Source organism: Roseateles sp. P5_E8, assembly GCF_054177665.1.
In genome coordinates, this window is record NZ_JBGCUM010000085.1 from 1 (window position 1) to 15,376 (window position 15,376).

The following is a 15,376-nucleotide window of genomic DNA, read 5'->3' on the forward strand; positions in this document are numbered from 1 at the left end:
TCCAGCTGGGCCAGCGTCAGCAGGTCGGCCACCAGGGTCTGCATGCGCTGGGTCTGCTGGTTCATCAGCACGAGCACGCGCTCGCGCTCCACCGTCGTCAGCGGCAGCGAGTGCATGGTCTCGATGAAACCGGACAGTACGGTCAGCGGCGTGCGGATCTCGTGCGACACGTTGGCGACGAAGTCGCGCCGCATGCCCTCGGCGCGCACGCGCTCGGTGATGTCCAGTGACAGCACGAGGCGCATGCCCTCGCCGTACTCGCGCACGACGATGGACAGCGTGCCCGGGCCGCGGCTGTTGCCCAGCACAAGCGGCTCGGCAAAGTTGCCGGACTGCAGATAGGCGACGAAGGCCGGCGCGCGCACGAGGTTGGTGATGCGCTGGCGCAGGTCGCGCTGCGGGTCGAGTGCGAAATGGTCAGCCGCGACGCGGTTGCACCAGACGATCTGCTCCTGCAGGTCCAGCAACAGCACGCCGTTGGGCGAGGCCTCGATCGCCGAGAGGAACTGCTCCAGCTCCAGCTCGCGCCGGGCGACGGTGCGGTCACGGTCGCGAACGGCGCGCTCGATGCGGTAGCCGACCTCGCCCCACAGGCCGGTGTCACGCGGCGCGTTCTGGAGCTGGTTGCCGCGCAGCCAGCTCAGCAGGCGATGGCCACGCACGGCGTCCACCAGCAGCATCAGCACGACGCCACTGACGACGCCGACACCCAGACCGAGGCTGTCGAGGCCCGTGGCCGTTCTCACTGCAACACCGATGACAAACCCAAGCAGCGCGGCCACCAGGGCCATCAGAAGTCGCGGCAACAACCAGCTCATGTACTGCGGAAAAGCCTCAGGCGGAGAGCGCGCTGCTCTGCTGGGTCAATCGGTAACCGGCACCGCGGACGGTCTCGATCATGCGGGCGCACTGCACGCGCTCCAAGGCCTCGCGCAGGCGCTTGACGTGGACGTCGATGGTGCGCTCCTCGATGAAGACATGGTCGCCCCAGACCCGGTCCAGCAGCTGCGAGCGGCTGTGCACGCGCTCGGGGTGGGTCATCAAGAAGTGCAGCAGGCGGAACTCGGTGGGGCCGAGCTTGACCTCGTTGCCTTCGCGGCTGACGCGGTGCGTGCCCGGGTCCAGCAGCAACGGGCCCACCTCGACCGCGCTGTCCAGCGCCTCGGGTGCCTTGCGGCGCAGCACGGCGCGGATGCGGGCGAGCAGCTCGTTGGTCGAGAAAGGCTTGGTGATGTAGTCGTCGGCGCCGGCGTCCAGCCCGGCGATCTTGTCGCCCTCGTCGGCGCGCGCCGTCAACATGATGATGGGCAGTTCCTTCGTGCGTGCGGTGCTGCGCCACTGGCGAGCCAATGCCACGCCGCTCTGGCCGGGCAGCATCCAGTCCAGCACGACGAGGTCCGGCAGTACGCGGTCAACCTCATACTGGGCGGCACTCGCGCTGGCGGCCAGCGTGATCTCGAAGCCGGCGTGGCGCAGGTTGATGGAGATCAGCTCGGCAATGGCGGATTCGTCTTCGACGACAAGGATGCGACTCATGCTCACCTCACCATGGTCTCGACGGCCTCGGGCGTGTTGTGACGCACGTCCTGGCCCTTGACCACATAGATGACGACCTCGGCCAGGTTCTTGGCGTGGTCGCCCACGCGCTCGATGGCCTTGGCCACGAAGACGAGGTCGATGGACGACGAGATGGTGCGCGGGTCTTCCATCATGTAGGTGATGAGCTTGCGCAGCAGGCCGTCGAATTCCTTGTCGATCTCGTCGTCATGCTTGAGCACGTCGAGTGCACGCTCCACGTCCAGGCGGGCGAAGGCGTCGAGCGACTTGCGCAGCTGGGTGGTGGCCAGTTCGGCCTCGAAGGAAAGGTCGGACATCGGCACGCGCAGGCGGCTCGACACGCCGCTGTTCACCAGACGCTGCACGGTGCGGGCGATGCGCGCGGCCTCGTCGCCGACGCGCTCGAGGTTGGCGATGCTCTTGCTGATGGCGATCAGCAGGCGCAGGTCACGAGCCGTAGGCTGGCGGCGCGCGATGATGGTCGAGAGATCACGGTCGATCTCGATTTCCATCGTGTTGACGCGGCCTTCCTTGGCCAGCACTTCGTCGGCCGATTCGGGGCTGAAGTCCACCAGCGCCTGCACCGCCTGGGCCACCTGGGCTTCGACGAGACCGCCCATTTCGAGCACGCGGGTCGAGATGCCGCTGAGTTCGGCGTCGAACTGGGTCGAGAGATGTTTGTCCACCATACCGTCCTCTTTCTTGATCAGCCGAAGCGGCCGGTGATGTAGTCCTCGGTGTCCTTGCGCTTGGGCTTCATGAAGAGCTCAGCGGTCGGTCCGAATTCGATCAGGTCGCCCAGGTACATGTAGGCCGTGTAGTCGGAGCAGCGTGCGGCCTGCTGCATGTTGTGGGTCACGATGGCGACGGTGTAGTCGCTCTTCAGCTCGTGGATCAGCTCCTCGATCTTGCCGGTGGAGATCGGGTCCAGCGCCGAGCAGGGCTCGTCGAGCAGCAGCACCTCGGGCTTGATGGCAATGCCGCGCGCGATGCACAGGCGCTGCTGCTGGCCACCGGAGAGGCCGGAGCCGCTCTGGTTGAGCTTGTCCTTCACTTCACCCCAGAGGGCGGCCTTCTTCAGCGCCCACTCCACGCGCTCGTCCATCTCGACGCGCGGCAGCGTTTCGAACAGCTTCACGCCAAAGGCAATGTTGTCGTAGATGGACATCGGGAAGGGCGTGGGCTTCTGGAAGACCATGCCGATCTTGGCGCGGATCAGCGAGACGTCGTCCTTGCTGGCCAGCACGTCCTCGCCGTCGAGCAGGATCTGGCCTTCGGCGCGCTGCTCGGGGTAGAGCTCGAACATGCGGTTCAGCGTGCGCAGCAGCGTGCTCTTGCCGCAGCCCGACGGGCCGATGAAGGCGGTGACCTTGTTCTCGGGGATGTCGAGGTTGATGTTCTTCAGCGCGTGGAAGCTGCCGTAGAAGAAGTTCAGGTTGCGCACCGAAAGTTTCGAGCGCTCGCCCACGGGCGTTTCAATCTTGGCGTCCATGGTGGGTCCTTAGTGTTTGTTCTTGAAGAGCACGCGGGCCAGGATGTTCAGCAGCAGCACGCCCATGGTGATCAGGAAGACGCCGGCCCAGGCCAGCTTCTGCCAGTTCTCGTAGGGGCTCATCGCGAACTTGAAGATGGTGACCGGCAGGCTGGCCATCGGCGCGCCGATGTCGCTGGTCCAGAACTGGTTGGACAGGGCCGTGAACAGCAGGGGCGCCGTCTCGCCCGACACGCGGGCCAGGGCCAGCAGGATGCCAGTGAGCACGCCCGCACGGGCCGCCTTCAGCGTGATGGTCATGATGACCTTCCACTTCGGCGTGCCGAGGGCGTAGGCCGCCTCGCGCAACGCATTCGGCACCAGGCTCAGCATGTTCTCGGTCGTGCGGATGACGACGGGGATGACCAGCAGCGCCAGGGCCAGCGCACCGGCCATGCCGGAGAAGCTCTTCAGCTTGGCCACGACCATCGCGTAGACGAACAGGCCGACGACGATGGACGGCGCGGACAGCAGGATGTCGTTGATGAAGCGCACCGCACTGCCCAGCCAGGTCTTCTGACCGTACTCGGCCAGGTAGACGCCGGCCAGGATGCCGACCGGCGTGCCGATCAACGTGGCCAGACCGACCATGACGAAGCTGCCGAAGATGGCATTGGCCAGGCCACCGCCCTCGCCTTGCGGCGGCGGCGTCATCTCGGTGAAGGTGGACCAAGTCAGGCCGCCTATGCCGAGATAGATGGTCTCGAACAGGATCCAGACCAGCCAGAACACGCCGAAGCCCATGGCACCGAGGGACAGCGCCAGCGCGATGACATTGGTGCGCTTGCGCTTCTTGTGCATCGCCTGGCGGCGAAGGTCGAGAGCGGAGTTCATGTGCGGGTTCCTTCGCTCTTCTTCAGGCGCATCAGCAGCAGCTTGGAGATGGTCAGCACGACAAAGGTGATGAGGAAGAGGACGAGGCCGAGGTACATCAGCGAGGCCTGGTGCAGGCCTTCACCGGCTTCGGCGAACTCGTTGGCCAGCGTGGACGTGATGCTGTTGGCCGCCTCGAAGACCGACAGCGAGTTCAGCTGGTTCATGTTGCCGATGACGAAGGTGACCGCCATCGTCTCGCCGAGCGCGCGGCCCAGGCCGAGCATGATGCCGCCGACCACGCCGGTCTTGGTGTACGGCAGCACGACGCGGGAGACGACCTCCCAGGTCGTGGCGCCCAGCCCGTAGGCGCTTTCCTTCAGCATCGGCGGCGTGACTTCGAAGACGTCGCGCATCACCGAGGCGATGAAGGGGATGATCATGATCGCCAGGATGATGCCGGCCGACAGGATGCCGATGCCCACGGGCGGGCCAGTAAACAGCGAGCCGATGAAGGGCACACCGGTGAACACGGCCTGAAGCGGCGCCTGCACGTAGGTGGCCAAGATGGGGCCAAACACCAGCAAGCCCCACATGCCGTAGACGATGGAGGGCACGGCGGCCAGCAGTTCGATGGCGACGCCCAGCGGGCGCTTCAACCAGTTGGGCGACAGCTCGGTCAGGAAGATGGCAATGCCGAAGCTGACCGGCACGGCGATGGCCAGCGCGATGAAGGAGCTGGCCAGCGTGCCGTAGATCATCACCAGGCCGCCGAACTTCTCCTGCACCGGGTCCCATTCCGCACTGGTCAGGAAACCGAGGCCGAAGGCCTTCAGGGCCGGCGTCGCGCCGACGATGAGCGAACCGATGATGCCGACCATCAACAGCAACGTCAGCCACGCGGCGCCCTGGGACAGGGCGGCGAACAGGGCGTCGGCCCAGGGGGCAACGCGTCGACGCTGGGGTTGAGGGCTCATCGGTGAAATCTGCGAGTGAGGTTCGCGGCTGTCAGCGTCTGCGCTGCCGGCTGGAAGGATGGCTGCCAAGGAACCTCCGAAAGTCTGGTCACGGGAATGGGCGCTTTCGACAGGGCAAGGCCCGGCGGGTGGCCGGGCCTGCATTCATGTCAAAGATCGCGCCCCAGGGTCACTTGAAGGCGACGGCCTTGCCGGCGGTGTCCTTGATCTGGTCGGCCCACTGCTTGCGCACCAGGTCCTTCACCATCGCGGGCAGGGGCACGTAGTCGAGGTCGTCGGCCATCTTGTCGCCGTTGCCGTAGGCCCAGTCGAAGAACTTCAGCGCCGCGCTGGCTTGTGCCGCCTTGTCCTGCGACTTGAACATCAGGATGTAGGTCGGGTTGGTCAGCGGCCAGGCGGTCTTGCCGGGCTGGTCGGTCGTGATCTGGTAGAAGGTCTTGTTCCAGTCGGCACTGGCAGCGGCGGCCTTGAAGGCGTCGTCGCTCGGGCTGACCCACTGGCCGTCCTTGTTCTTCAGTTGGACGTAGGTCATCTTGGCCTGCTTCACATAGGCATACTCGACGTAGCCGATGGAGTTGGGCAGACGCTGCACGAAGGCGGCGACGCCCTCGTTGCCCTTGCCAGCAGTGCCGGCCAGCCACTTGACCGTCGTGCCCTCGCCCACCTTGGTCTTCCAGTCTTCGCTGACCTTGGACAGGTAGTTGGTGAAGATGAAGGTCGTGCCCGAACCGTCAGCACGAGCGACCGGGGCGATGACGGCGTCCGGCAGCGGCAGGCCGGCATTCAGCGCGGTGATGGCCGCATCGTTCCACTTCGTGATCTTGCCGAGGTAGATGTCGGCCAGCACGGCGCCGGTCAGCTTGATCTGACCCGGGGCAATGCCCTTGATGTTGACCACGGGCACGACGCCACCGATGACCATCGGGAACTGCACGAGGCCGTCCTTGGCCAGTTCGTCGTCCTTCAGCGGCATGTCGGAAGCACCGAAGTCCACCGTCTTGGCCTTGATCTGGCGGATGCCGGCACCGGAGCCGACGGACTGGTAGTTGATGCGCACGCCGGCCGCCTTGTTGTAGGCGTCGGCCCACTTGGCGTAGATGGGCGCGGGGAAGGTGGCACCGGCTCCGGTGACGTCCTGAGCAAGCGCCACCTGGGCACCAAACAGGCCCGCCAAAGTGGAAATGAGCGCGAGCGACTTGCTGACCTGGACAGACTTCATCTGAGACACCTTCCGCAAAGCGGTTTTGACGATGTTCGCCATCCTAGGGATCGAATGTGACCATTCAGTGACCGTTGCTGATCCATCCAGCAATTGGAGCGCGTCGGGGGCGTCGTGTGAAGCCGCTGCGGCAGACTTTATGACAGTGTCATTTGGCGTTCATGCGAACGTCATATTCGACTTCTAGAGTGCGTATCAGTGTTTATTGCCCCTACCGGAGCCCCCGAATGATTCGTCGCTCGACTTTGATTGCCATCGCCGCCGCCAGCATGCTCGCTGCCTGCGCCACCACGCCCGCGCCTGCCCCGCTGGCAGACACGCTGGCCCGGGACCCGCAGCTCAGCACCTTCAACCGCCTGGCGGCCCAGGCCGGCCTGACGGAGGAACTGCGCGCCGCCGGCCCGATCACGGTCTTTGCGCCCAGCGATGAGGCCTTCAAGGCCGTGCCGGCCAAGACGATGGAAGCGCTGGCGGCCGACCCGGCCCAGCTCAAGGCCGTGCTCAGCTATCACGTCATCGACGGCCGCATGGCCGCGGCCGACGTCAGGAACGGCGGCGCCAAGTCGCGCCAGGGCGCCAACCTGGCCCTGGCCAAGGCCGGTAGCTTCATCACCGTGGACGAAGCCGTCGTCCAGCAGGCCGACATCGTCGCGACCAACGGCGTGGCCCACGTTGTCGACCGCGTGCTGATGCCGCCGAAAAAGTAAGCCAGCTCGGCTTGAAAGCAAAAGGCCGCCCGAGGGCGGCCTTTTCATTCGCAGCGGCTGCGACTCAGGACGAGACGGCGTCCACCAGCCGCTGCGCACAGCGCTGCGCCGTGCCGGCGTCAGACGCCTCGACCATGATGCGCAGCAGCGGCTCCGTGCCCGAGGCGCGGATCAGGATGCGGCCCTTGTTGCCCAGCTCGGCCGTCACCGCGGCCTGCTCGTCGGCGAGGCGCGTACTGCTCTTCCAGTCCTGGCCGGCAGCCAGGCGCACATTGAGCAGCACCTGCGGGAACAGCTCGACGCCTTGCAACTGCTCCGCCAGGCTGCGCCCGCTGCGGCAGACGGACTGCAACACCAGCAAGGCGCTGACGATACCGTCGCCGGTCGTGTGCTTGTCCAGCGCCAGCAGATGGCCAGAGCCTTCGCCACCGAGTTCCCAGCCGCGTGCGGCCAGTTCTTCGAGCACGTAGCGGTCGCCGACCTTGGCGCGCACGAACTCGACGTCGCGCGAGCGCAAGGCCAGTTCGACCGCCATATTGGTCATCAGCGTGCCAACGGCGCCGGGCACGCGCTGGCCCTGAGCGAGACGGTCGGCCACCATCGCATAGAGCAGCTCGTCGCCGTTGTACAGGCGACCGTTGCCGTCGACGAGTTGCAGCCGGTCGGCGTCGCCATCCAGCGCCACGCCGTAATGAGCGCCGTGGGCCTTGACGGCCTCGACCAGAGCGCCGGGCGACGTGGCACCAAAGCCGGCATTGATGTTGAAGCCATCGGGCTTGCAGCCGATGGAGATAACCTCGGCGCCCAGCTCATGGAAGACATCGGGCGCCACGTGATAGGCCGCACCGTTGGCCGCGTCGACAACGATCTTCAAGCCCTTGAGCGTCAGGTCGGAGCCGAAGCTGTTCTTGCAGAACTCGATGTAGCGGCCACGCGCATCTTCCAGGCGCTTGGCCTTGCCAAGGCTGGCGGAGTCCACCCACTGCGGTTCGTCGTCCAGCGCGGCTTCGACGGCCAGTTCCCACGCGTCGGGCAGCTTCTCGCCCTTGGCCGAGAAGAACTTGATGCCGTTGTCCTGGAAGGCATTGTGCGAGGCGCTGATGACGACGCCCAGGTCCAGGCGCAGCGCACGAGTCAGGTAGGCCACGCCGGGCGTCGGCAGCGGGCCGGTCAGCAGCACGTTGACGCCGGCCGACGCGAAGCCGGCCTCCAGCGCCGACTCGATCATGTAGCCGGAGATGCGCGTGTCCTTGCCGATCAGCACGGTTGGGCGGTTGCCGCCCTTGCGCAGCACGCGGCCAACGGCATGGCCCAGGCGCAACATGAAGTCCGGCGTGATCGGCGCCTGACCGACGGTGCCTCGAATGCCGTCGGTTCCAAAATACTTGCGGCTCATCGAGCGCTTCCTTCTTATTCGGAGGCCGGGATTGTCGCCGCATCGACCGCGGCCCAGACCTTGAGCGCGTCCACCGTCGCAGCGACATCGTGCACACGAATCACGTTCGCGCCGGCGCTGACGGCCCGCAGCGCGGCGGCGAGGCTGGCGGGTAGGCGCTGGTCCACGGGCCTGCCCGTGATGTCGCCCAAGGTGCGTTTGCGTGACCAGCCGATCAGCAGCGGGTAGCCCAGCTCGGTCAGGCGACGCTGGCCGGCCAGCAGTTGCAGGTTGTGCTCGGCCGTCTTCGCGAAGCCATAGCCCGGGTCCAGCACGACGCAGTCGGCCGGAATGCCAGAAGCCCGTGCGGCCTCGGCCCGCTGTGCCAGGAAGGCGCCAACCTCGGCAACGACGTCGCCATAGACAGCCAGTTCCATCATCGACGCCGGCTCGCCGCGCATGTGCATCAGGCAGACGCCCGCGCCGCTGCCCGCCACCGCCGCGAGCGCGCCGGGCAGTTGCAAGGCCTGCACGTCGTTGACGATGTCCACGCCCGCATCCAGCGCACGGCGCATGACCTCGGGCTTGAAGGTGTCGACCGACACCGGCACGCCGAGCGTCACGGCCGTCGCCAGCACATCGGCGATGCGCGCCCATTCGCTGTCGGCGTCGACCTTGGGCGCGCCGGGCCGAGTGGACTCCCCGCCGATGTCGAGGATGTCCGCCCCCTCGGCCACCAGGCGCTCGCAGTGCGCGATGGCGGTGCGGCTGTCGTCATGTCGGCCACCGTCCGAGAAGGAGTCGGGCGTCACATTGACGATGCCCATCACCTTCGGGCGGCTCAGGTCGAGGCGGAAACGACGGGTCTGCCAGTGCATGGATCTCTTCGGCAATGAAAAAGGGCCCGGTGGAAGCCGGGCCCGTCGTGTCGGTGGGGTTCAGGCCGCAGCCGGTGCGCCATCCGTGCTGACCGGGGGCGTGCCGCCGCTCGGGCCGCTGCTGGGCGTCGGCGTGCCGCCTGGTTCACGCGGCGGGCGGCCAGCCATGATGTCCAGGATCTGGTCGCGGTCGATGGTTTCCCACTTCATCAGTGCGGCGGTCATCGCCTCGACCTTGTCGCGCTGGTCTTCCAGGATCTTCTGCGCCACGGCGTACTGCTGGTCGAGGATGCGGCGGATCTCGCTGTCGACCTTCTGCTGCGTGGTCTCGCTGATATTGGCCGTCTTGGTCATGCTGCGGCCGAGGAAGACTTCGCCCTCGTTCTCGGCATACACCATGGGGCCGAGGGCCTCGCTCATGCCGTAGCGCGTGACCATGTCGCGGGCCATGCGGGTGGCGCGCTCGTAGTCGTTGGAGGCACCGGTGGAGATGTCGTGGACGAACAAGTCCTCGGCGATGCGACCACCGAACATGATGCTGATGCTGTTGAGCATCTGCTTGAAGTACAGGCTGTGCTGGTCACGCTCGGGCAACTGCCAGGTCACGCCCAGCGCACGGCCGCGCGGCATGATGGTGACCTTGTGGACCGGGTCGGTATTGGGCAGAACCTCGGCAACGATGGCGTGACCGGATTCGTGATAAGCCGTGGCGCGCTTCTCGTCCTCGGACATGACCATGCTCTTGCGCTCGGGGCCCATGTAGAGCTTGTCCTTGGCGCGCTCGAAGTCGATCATCTCCACAAGGCGGCCGTTACGGCGCGCGGCGAACAGGGCCGCCTCGTTGACGAGGTTGGCCAGGTCCGCACCGCTCATGCCGGGCGTCCCGCGGGCCAGGATGGACGCATTGACGTCCTGGCCGATGGGCACCTTGCGCATGTGCACATTCAGGATCTGCTCGCGGCCGCGGATGTCCGGCAGCGTCACGTAGACCTGGCGGTCAAAGCGACCGGGGCGCAGCAGGGCCGGGTCCAGGATGTCGGGCCGGTTGGTGGCCGCGACGACGATGACGCCGAGGTTCGTCTCGAAGCCGTCCATCTCGACGAGCATCTGGTTCAGCGTCTGCTCGCGCTCGTCGTTGCCACCGCCCAGGCCAGCGCCGCGATGGCGGCCGACGGCGTCGATTTCGTCGATGAAGATGATGCAGGGCGCGCTCTTCTTGGCCTGCTCGAACATGTCGCGCACACGGGCCGCGCCGACGCCGACGAACATCTCGACGAAATCGGAACCCGAGATCGTGAAGAACGGCACCTTGGCTTCACCGGCGATGGACTTGGCCAGCAGCGTCTTGCCGGTACCGGGAGGGCCGACCAGCAGCACGCCGCGCGGAATGCGGCCGCCAAGCTTCTGGAAYTTCTGCGGGTCCTTCAGGAAGTCGACCAGCTCCTTGACCTCTTCCTTGGCCTCGTCGCAACCGGCGACGTCGGCGAAGGTGACGGTGTTGCTGGCCTCATCCAGCATGCGGGCTTTGGATTTGCCGAAGCTGAACGCCCCGCCCTTGCCGCCGCCCTGCATCTGGCGCATGAAGTAGACCCAGACGCCGATCAGCAGCAGCATCGGCGTCCAGTTGATCAGCATGCTGACCAGGAAGCTCTGCTCTTCGCGCGGCTTGACGTCGAACTTGACGCCGTTGCTGCGCAGGTCACCCACCAGGCCGCGATCCTGATAGGTCGCCAAGGTGCGGATTTTGTTGCCTTCGGTGTCCTCGGCGAAAATGTCGCCGGTCGGGCCATCGGGCAGCGTGGCGGATTTGATGCGCCGCGCCTGTACGAGATCCAGGAATTCGGTATACGTTACCTGCTTGCCCGGCGCCGTCGCACCGCCGAACTGCTTCACGACCGTGAACAGCACCAATGCGATCACGATCCAGACGGCGAACTTCGAAAACCACTGATTGTTCACTGCGACTCCTTGGCCTTTGCTGGCCCTGATACCGGCACGTTCACCACGTTCTGACCCAGGACAGTGGGGACGATTTTAGGTGACGCAAGGGGCACACCCCCGACATCGCCTTCGTTTATCGAGGTTTCAAACCGATACCGACCAAGAAGTTCTCGGAAGATCGAATGCGCGAGGCCTTGGGCTTCACGGTCTTGACGGTCTTGAAACGCTCCCGGAACAGCGCGACCAGTTGGTCGTAACCGCTGCCGTGGAAGACCTTGGCCACCAGCGCGCCCTCCGGTTTGAGATGCTGGCCGGCAAAGTCCACCGCCAGTTCGACCAAACCGGAGATGCGGGCGCCATCGGTGGATGCAATGCCGGACATGTTGGGCGCCATGTCGGACACCACCACGTCAATCTGCCGCCCGCCCAATGCCGCTTCGAGCTGGGCGTAGATCGCTGCATCCTCAAAGTCGCCCTGGATGAATTGCACGCCCTCGATGGGCTCGAAGTCCAGCAGGTCCAGCGCGATGATGGTGCCGTTGAGCTGGCCCACCGCCGCCCCGCCCCGCCCGGCCTCCGTGGGCGCGAAACGGCGGCGCAGGTACTGGCTCCAGGCACCGGGCGTGGCACCGAGGTCGACGACGACCTGGCCCGGGCGGATCAGCTTCAGCTCCTCGTCGATTTCCTTGAGCTTGTAGGCCGCGCGGGAGCGATAGCCGTCCTTCTGCGCCTGCTGCACATAGGGGTCGCTGACATGGTTGTTGAGCCACGCCTTGTTGAGCTTCTTGCTTTTTGTCTGAGTTTTCATGCCTACGGGATAATACGAGGATGCCTCAAATCACCCTGACCCCTGCCCAGCGCAAGGACAAGCGCTCCGACGCCCACCATCTCGACCCGGTCGTGATGATCGGCGGCGATGGCCTCACCCCCGCCGTCGTCAAGGAAGTCGACCTGGCGTTGACGTCCCATGGCCTGATCAAGGTACGGGTGCTTGGCGACGACCGCACGGCCCGCGAGGCGATGTTCGCCCAGCTCTGCGATGAGCTGAGCGCGGCACCCATCCAGCACATCGGCAAGCTGCTGGTGTTGTGRCGGCCGATTCCGGAGAAGGCGGCTCCCGCACGCACCGATGCCCGGCCCGGCCCACGCGTCGTCAAGATCGTCAAGTTCTCCAAGAGCGGCAACGGTCGGCCCACGGTCACCAAGCTGAATGTGCTGGGCAACCAGCGTGTCGCCCAGGGCGGCGAGCTCAAGCGCGCCAAGCGCCGCATGACCAGCGTCAAGAAGAACGTGTCCGACTGAGGCGCCAGGCCAGGGCCAGCACGGCCAGGCCCTTGACCGCGAAGAAGGCCAGCGAGGCGCCATGCAGCGCCGCGAAGGACGCGACACCGGCTCCCGCCTTCGCGTCGGTCAGCAGCGGCTGCAAACCGTAGTAGCCGGCCACGGTGCAAAACAGCGCGACGGCGGGCAGCAGCAGTTCCGTCGAGAACATGTTGCTGGTTGCACCGGCCTCAAAGGCGTCACGGGCAACGCGGCGCTCCAGCAGCATCAGGATCAGCGCTGCCGCCAGGCTGACCCGAGCTTCGATGCTGAACAAGCGTCCGACCAGGAGGCCAGCCTGTGCTCGCTCAAGCACCGCGAAGGCGCTGGGCGCCGCAGCAAAGGCCACACACAGCAAAAAGCCGCCCCAGAGGGCGGCCAGCAGCGCTTGAACGCGAGCAAACATCACTGGTAGCGGACTTCGACGATCTCGTAGCGCTTGATGCCACCGGGCGCTTGCACCTCGGCCACGTCGCCGGCTTCCTTGCCGATCAGCGCGCGGGCGATGGGCGAGCCGATGGAGATGCGGCCCTGCTTGATGTCGGCCTCGTCGTCGCCGGTGATCTGGTAGGTCACTTCGGTGCCGCTGGCCTCTTCTTCGAGGTCGACGGTCGCACCGAACACCACGCGGCCGCCGGCGTCCAGCGTCGACGGATCGATGATCTGGGCCGCTGCCAGCTTGCCTTCGATCTCGAGGATGCGGCCCTCGATGAAGCCTTGCCTGTCCTTGGCGGCTTCGTACTCGGCGTTCTCGCTCAGGTCACCCTGGGCGCGCGCCTCGGAGATTGCCTGAACGACGGCATGACGCTCGACGGTCTTGAGTCGGTGCAGTTCGGCCTTGAGCGATTCGGCGCCGCGCTTGGTCAGGGGAATGGTCGTCATAGCAAAACTCGATGGGCAGAAAGAATTCCGCCGCTGCGGCCCGGTCGGGCTGCTGCGGCGGAATCGATGCGCTGTAGTTTAAATCAGCTCGGCGTGCAGTTCCTGCAGGGATTGCACGGTCAGACCGTCACGGTGTTTCATGCCTTCAACTGCGGCTTCGCAGCCGGCCATGGTCGTGTAGTAGGTCACGCGGCTGGCCAGTGCGGCCTGCCGGATGTAGCGGCTGTCGGCGATGGCCGTGCGGGTCTCGTCCACCGTCGTGAAGACGAGCTGGATGTCGCCGCCCTTGAGCGCGTCGACGATGTGCGGGCGGCCGTCCTTGATCTTGTTGATCAGCTTGACCGGCACGCCGGCCTCCGTGATCGCAGCGGCCGTGCCACGGGTCGCGACGACGGTGAAACCGAGCGCATGCAGTTCCTTGGCAACGGCCACCGCGCGCACCTTGTCGCTGTTCTTCACGGTGATCAACACATTGCCCTGGCGCGGCAGGCGCGAGCCGGCGCCGATCTGGCTCTTCAGCATCGCCTCGCCGAAGGTCTTGGCCGAGCCCATGACCTCGCCCGTCGAACGCATCTCGGGGCTGAGGATGGGGTCCACGCCCGGGAATTTGTTGAACGGGAAGACAGCTTCCTTGACGCTGAAGTACGGCGGGATGACTTCGGCCGGCACGCGGCCCTTGCGGTCACGCTGGTCGACCAGCTTCTGGCCGGCCATGCAGCGCGCAGCGATCTTGGCGAGCTGCTGGCCGGTGGCCTTGGACACGTAGGGCACGGTGCGCGAGGCGCGCGGGTTCACTTCCAGCACGTAGACCGTGCAGGCTGCAAGGCCCGCAGTCACGTCGCCCTGGATGGCGAACTGCACATTCATCAGGCCGATGACCTTGAGCGCCTTGGCCATCGCGGCTGTCTGGCGGCGCAGCTCGTCTTGGAGGTCGACGGCCAGCGTGTACGGCGGCAGCGAGCAGGCCGAGTCGCCGCTGTGGATGCCGGCCGCCTCGATGTGCTCCATGATGCCGCCGATCATGACGTCGCCCGTCGAGTCGGCGATGCAGTCGACGTCGACCTCGACGGCATCTTCCAGGAAGCGGTCCAGCAGCACCGGCGACTTCTCGGACACCCGCACGGCTTCGCGCATATAGCGCTCCAGGTCCTTGTCACCGTGCACGATCTCCATCGCGCGGCCGCCCAGCACATAGCTCGGGCGCACGACCAGCGGGTAGCCGATCTCGTTGGCCAACGCCACGGCTTGATCCTCATTGCGCGCGGTGCGGTTGGGCGGCTGGCGCAGGCCCAGTTCGTGCAGCAGCTTCTGGAAGCGCTCGCGGTCCTCGGCAATGTCGATGGAATCGGGCGTCGTGCCGATGATGGGCACGCCGTAGCGTTCCAGGTCCAGCGCCAGCTTCAACGGCGTCTGACCGCCGTACTGCACGATGACGCCAACCGGCTTTTCCTTGTCGACGATTTCGAGCACGTCTTCCAGCGTGACCGACTCGAAGTACAGACGGTCAGAGGTGTCGTAGTCGGTCGACACGGTCTCGGGATTGCAGTTGACCATGATGGTCTCGTAGCCGTCCTCGCGCATGGCGAGCGCGGCATGCACGCAGCAGTAATCGAACTCGATGCCCTGGCCAATGCGGTTCGGGCCACCGCCCAGCACCATGATCTTCTTCCTGTCCGTCGGGTTGGCCTCGCACTCGGCGTCGGCACCCTCGTAGGTCGAATACATGTAGGCCGTCTGCGTGGCGAACTCGGCCGCGCAGGTGTCCACGCGCTTGTAGACCGGGCGCACGTTCAGCGCATGGCGGCGTTCGCGCACGGCATGCTGGTGGGTGCCCAGCAGCTTGGCGAGGCGCTTGTCCGAGAAGCCCTTGCTCTTCAGCAGACGCAGTTCGGCTTCAGAAATGGACTCGATGGCGCGGCCCTTCAGCTCGCCTTCGATCTGCACGAGCTGCTCGATCTGCGCGAGAAACCACGGGTCGACCGCAGTCTCTTCATAGATCTCGTCCAGCGTCATGCCGATGCGGAAAGCGTCGGCCAGGAACAGGATGCGCTCSGGGCCGGCCTCGCCGATCTCCTGCACGATCTCTTCACGGTCGCTCGATCGCTCGGTCAGGCCGTCGATGCCGGTCTCCAGGCCGCGCAGCGCCTTCTGGAACGACTCCTGGAAGGTGCGACCC

16 protein-coding genes are annotated in these 15,376 nt (G+C 65.8%); 2 read left to right on the top strand and 14 right to left on the bottom strand.

Features of this window, described 5'->3' with window-relative positions:
- The 7 genes from ACXRVZ_RS26180 to pstS form a co-directional block, all read right to left on the bottom strand.
- The coding region (locus ACXRVZ_RS26180) for a phosphate regulon sensor protein PhoR (protein ID WP_458233027.1) at nt 1-806 on the bottom strand (806 nt) is incomplete at its 3' end.
- A 28-nt stretch (nt 807-834) separates the two neighbouring features.
- Complete coding sequence (gene phoB / locus ACXRVZ_RS26185) at nt 835-1,536, bottom strand: phosphate regulon transcriptional regulator PhoB (RefSeq protein ID WP_457426119.1); 702 nt, start codon at nt 1,534-1,536, stop codon at nt 835-837.
- 2 nt (nt 1,537-1,538) lie between these two features.
- Nucleotides 1,539-2,246, bottom strand: coding sequence for a phosphate signaling complex protein PhoU (gene phoU / locus ACXRVZ_RS26190; protein ID WP_457426121.1), 708 nt, complete (start codon nt 2,244-2,246; stop codon nt 1,539-1,541).
- Nucleotides 2,247-2,263: 17 nt separating this feature from the next.
- Nucleotides 2,264-3,049, bottom strand: a complete 786-nt coding sequence (gene pstB / locus ACXRVZ_RS26195) for a phosphate ABC transporter ATP-binding protein PstB (RefSeq protein ID WP_458233028.1) — start codon at nt 3,047-3,049, stop codon at nt 2,264-2,266.
- A gap of 9 nt (nt 3,050-3,058) precedes the next feature.
- Nucleotides 3,059-3,922, bottom strand: a complete 864-nt coding sequence (gene pstA / locus ACXRVZ_RS26200; RefSeq protein ID WP_457426125.1) for a phosphate ABC transporter permease PstA — start codon at nt 3,920-3,922, stop codon at nt 3,059-3,061.
- Nucleotides 3,919-4,878, bottom strand: a complete 960-nt coding sequence (gene pstC, locus ACXRVZ_RS26205) for a phosphate ABC transporter permease subunit PstC (RefSeq protein WP_457426127.1) — start codon at nt 4,876-4,878, stop codon at nt 3,919-3,921. The genes pstA and pstC overlap by 4 nt, the downstream gene beginning before the upstream one ends.
- A 169-nt stretch (nt 4,879-5,047) precedes the next feature.
- Complete coding sequence (gene pstS / locus ACXRVZ_RS26210) at nt 5,048-6,097, bottom strand: phosphate ABC transporter substrate-binding protein PstS (protein WP_457426129.1); 1,050 nt, start codon at nt 6,095-6,097, stop codon at nt 5,048-5,050.
- Between the two features lie 227 nt (nt 6,098-6,324).
- Here pstS and ACXRVZ_RS26215 point away from each other — a divergent pair, with 227 nt between their 5' ends.
- Nucleotides 6,325-6,804 carry a fasciclin domain-containing protein gene (locus ACXRVZ_RS26215; protein WP_457426131.1) on the top strand — a complete coding sequence of 160 codons (480 nt, stop codon included), beginning with the start codon at nt 6,325-6,327 and terminating at the stop codon, nt 6,802-6,804.
- Between the two features lie 64 nt (nt 6,805-6,868).
- Here ACXRVZ_RS26215 and glmM read toward each other — a convergent pair whose 3' ends face one another.
- The 4 genes from glmM to ACXRVZ_RS26235 form a co-directional block, all read right to left on the bottom strand.
- Nucleotides 6,869-8,200: a phosphoglucosamine mutase gene (gene glmM, locus ACXRVZ_RS26220; RefSeq protein WP_457426133.1), complete on the bottom strand. Its 1,332-nt coding sequence runs from the start codon at nt 8,198-8,200 to the stop codon at nt 6,869-6,871.
- 14 nt (nt 8,201-8,214) lie between these two features.
- The gene (folP, locus tag ACXRVZ_RS26225) at nt 8,215-9,057 is read right to left on the bottom strand and encodes a dihydropteroate synthase (RefSeq protein WP_457426135.1); all 843 of its coding nucleotides are present in this window, start codon (nt 9,055-9,057) and stop codon (nt 8,215-8,217) included.
- 60 nt (nt 9,058-9,117) lie between these two features.
- Nucleotides 9,118-11,016 carry an ATP-dependent zinc metalloprotease FtsH gene (ftsH, locus tag ACXRVZ_RS26230; RefSeq protein ID WP_458233029.1) on the bottom strand — a complete coding sequence of 633 codons (1,899 nt, stop codon included), beginning with the start codon at nt 11,014-11,016 and terminating at the stop codon, nt 9,118-9,120.
- A 115-nt stretch (nt 11,017-11,131) separates the two neighbouring features.
- A complete protein-coding gene (locus ACXRVZ_RS26235; protein WP_457426139.1) occupies nt 11,132-11,806 on the bottom strand; it encodes an RlmE family RNA methyltransferase in 675 nt (224 codons plus the stop codon).
- 20 nt (nt 11,807-11,826) lie between these two features.
- Between ACXRVZ_RS26235 and ACXRVZ_RS26240 the strand changes: the two genes are divergently transcribed.
- A complete protein-coding gene (locus ACXRVZ_RS26240) occupies nt 11,827-12,300 on the top strand; it encodes a YhbY family RNA-binding protein (protein WP_458233030.1) in 474 nt (157 codons plus the stop codon).
- On the opposite strand, the gene ACXRVZ_RS26245 is transcribed toward ACXRVZ_RS26240, so the two are convergent.
- From ACXRVZ_RS26245 to carB, 3 genes are all read right to left on the bottom strand, one after another.
- Nucleotides 12,278-12,724, bottom strand: coding sequence for a DUF4149 domain-containing protein (locus ACXRVZ_RS26245; protein ID WP_457426143.1), 447 nt, complete (start codon nt 12,722-12,724; stop codon nt 12,278-12,280). The two genes, ACXRVZ_RS26240 and ACXRVZ_RS26245, sit on opposite strands and share 23 nt — an antisense overlap.
- Nucleotides 12,724-13,200, bottom strand: a complete 477-nt coding sequence (greA, locus tag ACXRVZ_RS26250; RefSeq protein ID WP_457426145.1) for a transcription elongation factor GreA — start codon at nt 13,198-13,200, stop codon at nt 12,724-12,726. Before greA ends, ACXRVZ_RS26245 begins: the two co-directional genes overlap by 1 nt.
- A 78-nt stretch (nt 13,201-13,278) precedes the next feature.
- Nucleotides 13,279-15,376, bottom strand: a 2,098-nt coding sequence (gene carB / locus ACXRVZ_RS26255; protein WP_458233031.1) for a carbamoyl-phosphate synthase large subunit, incomplete at its 5' end; no start/stop codon positions are given.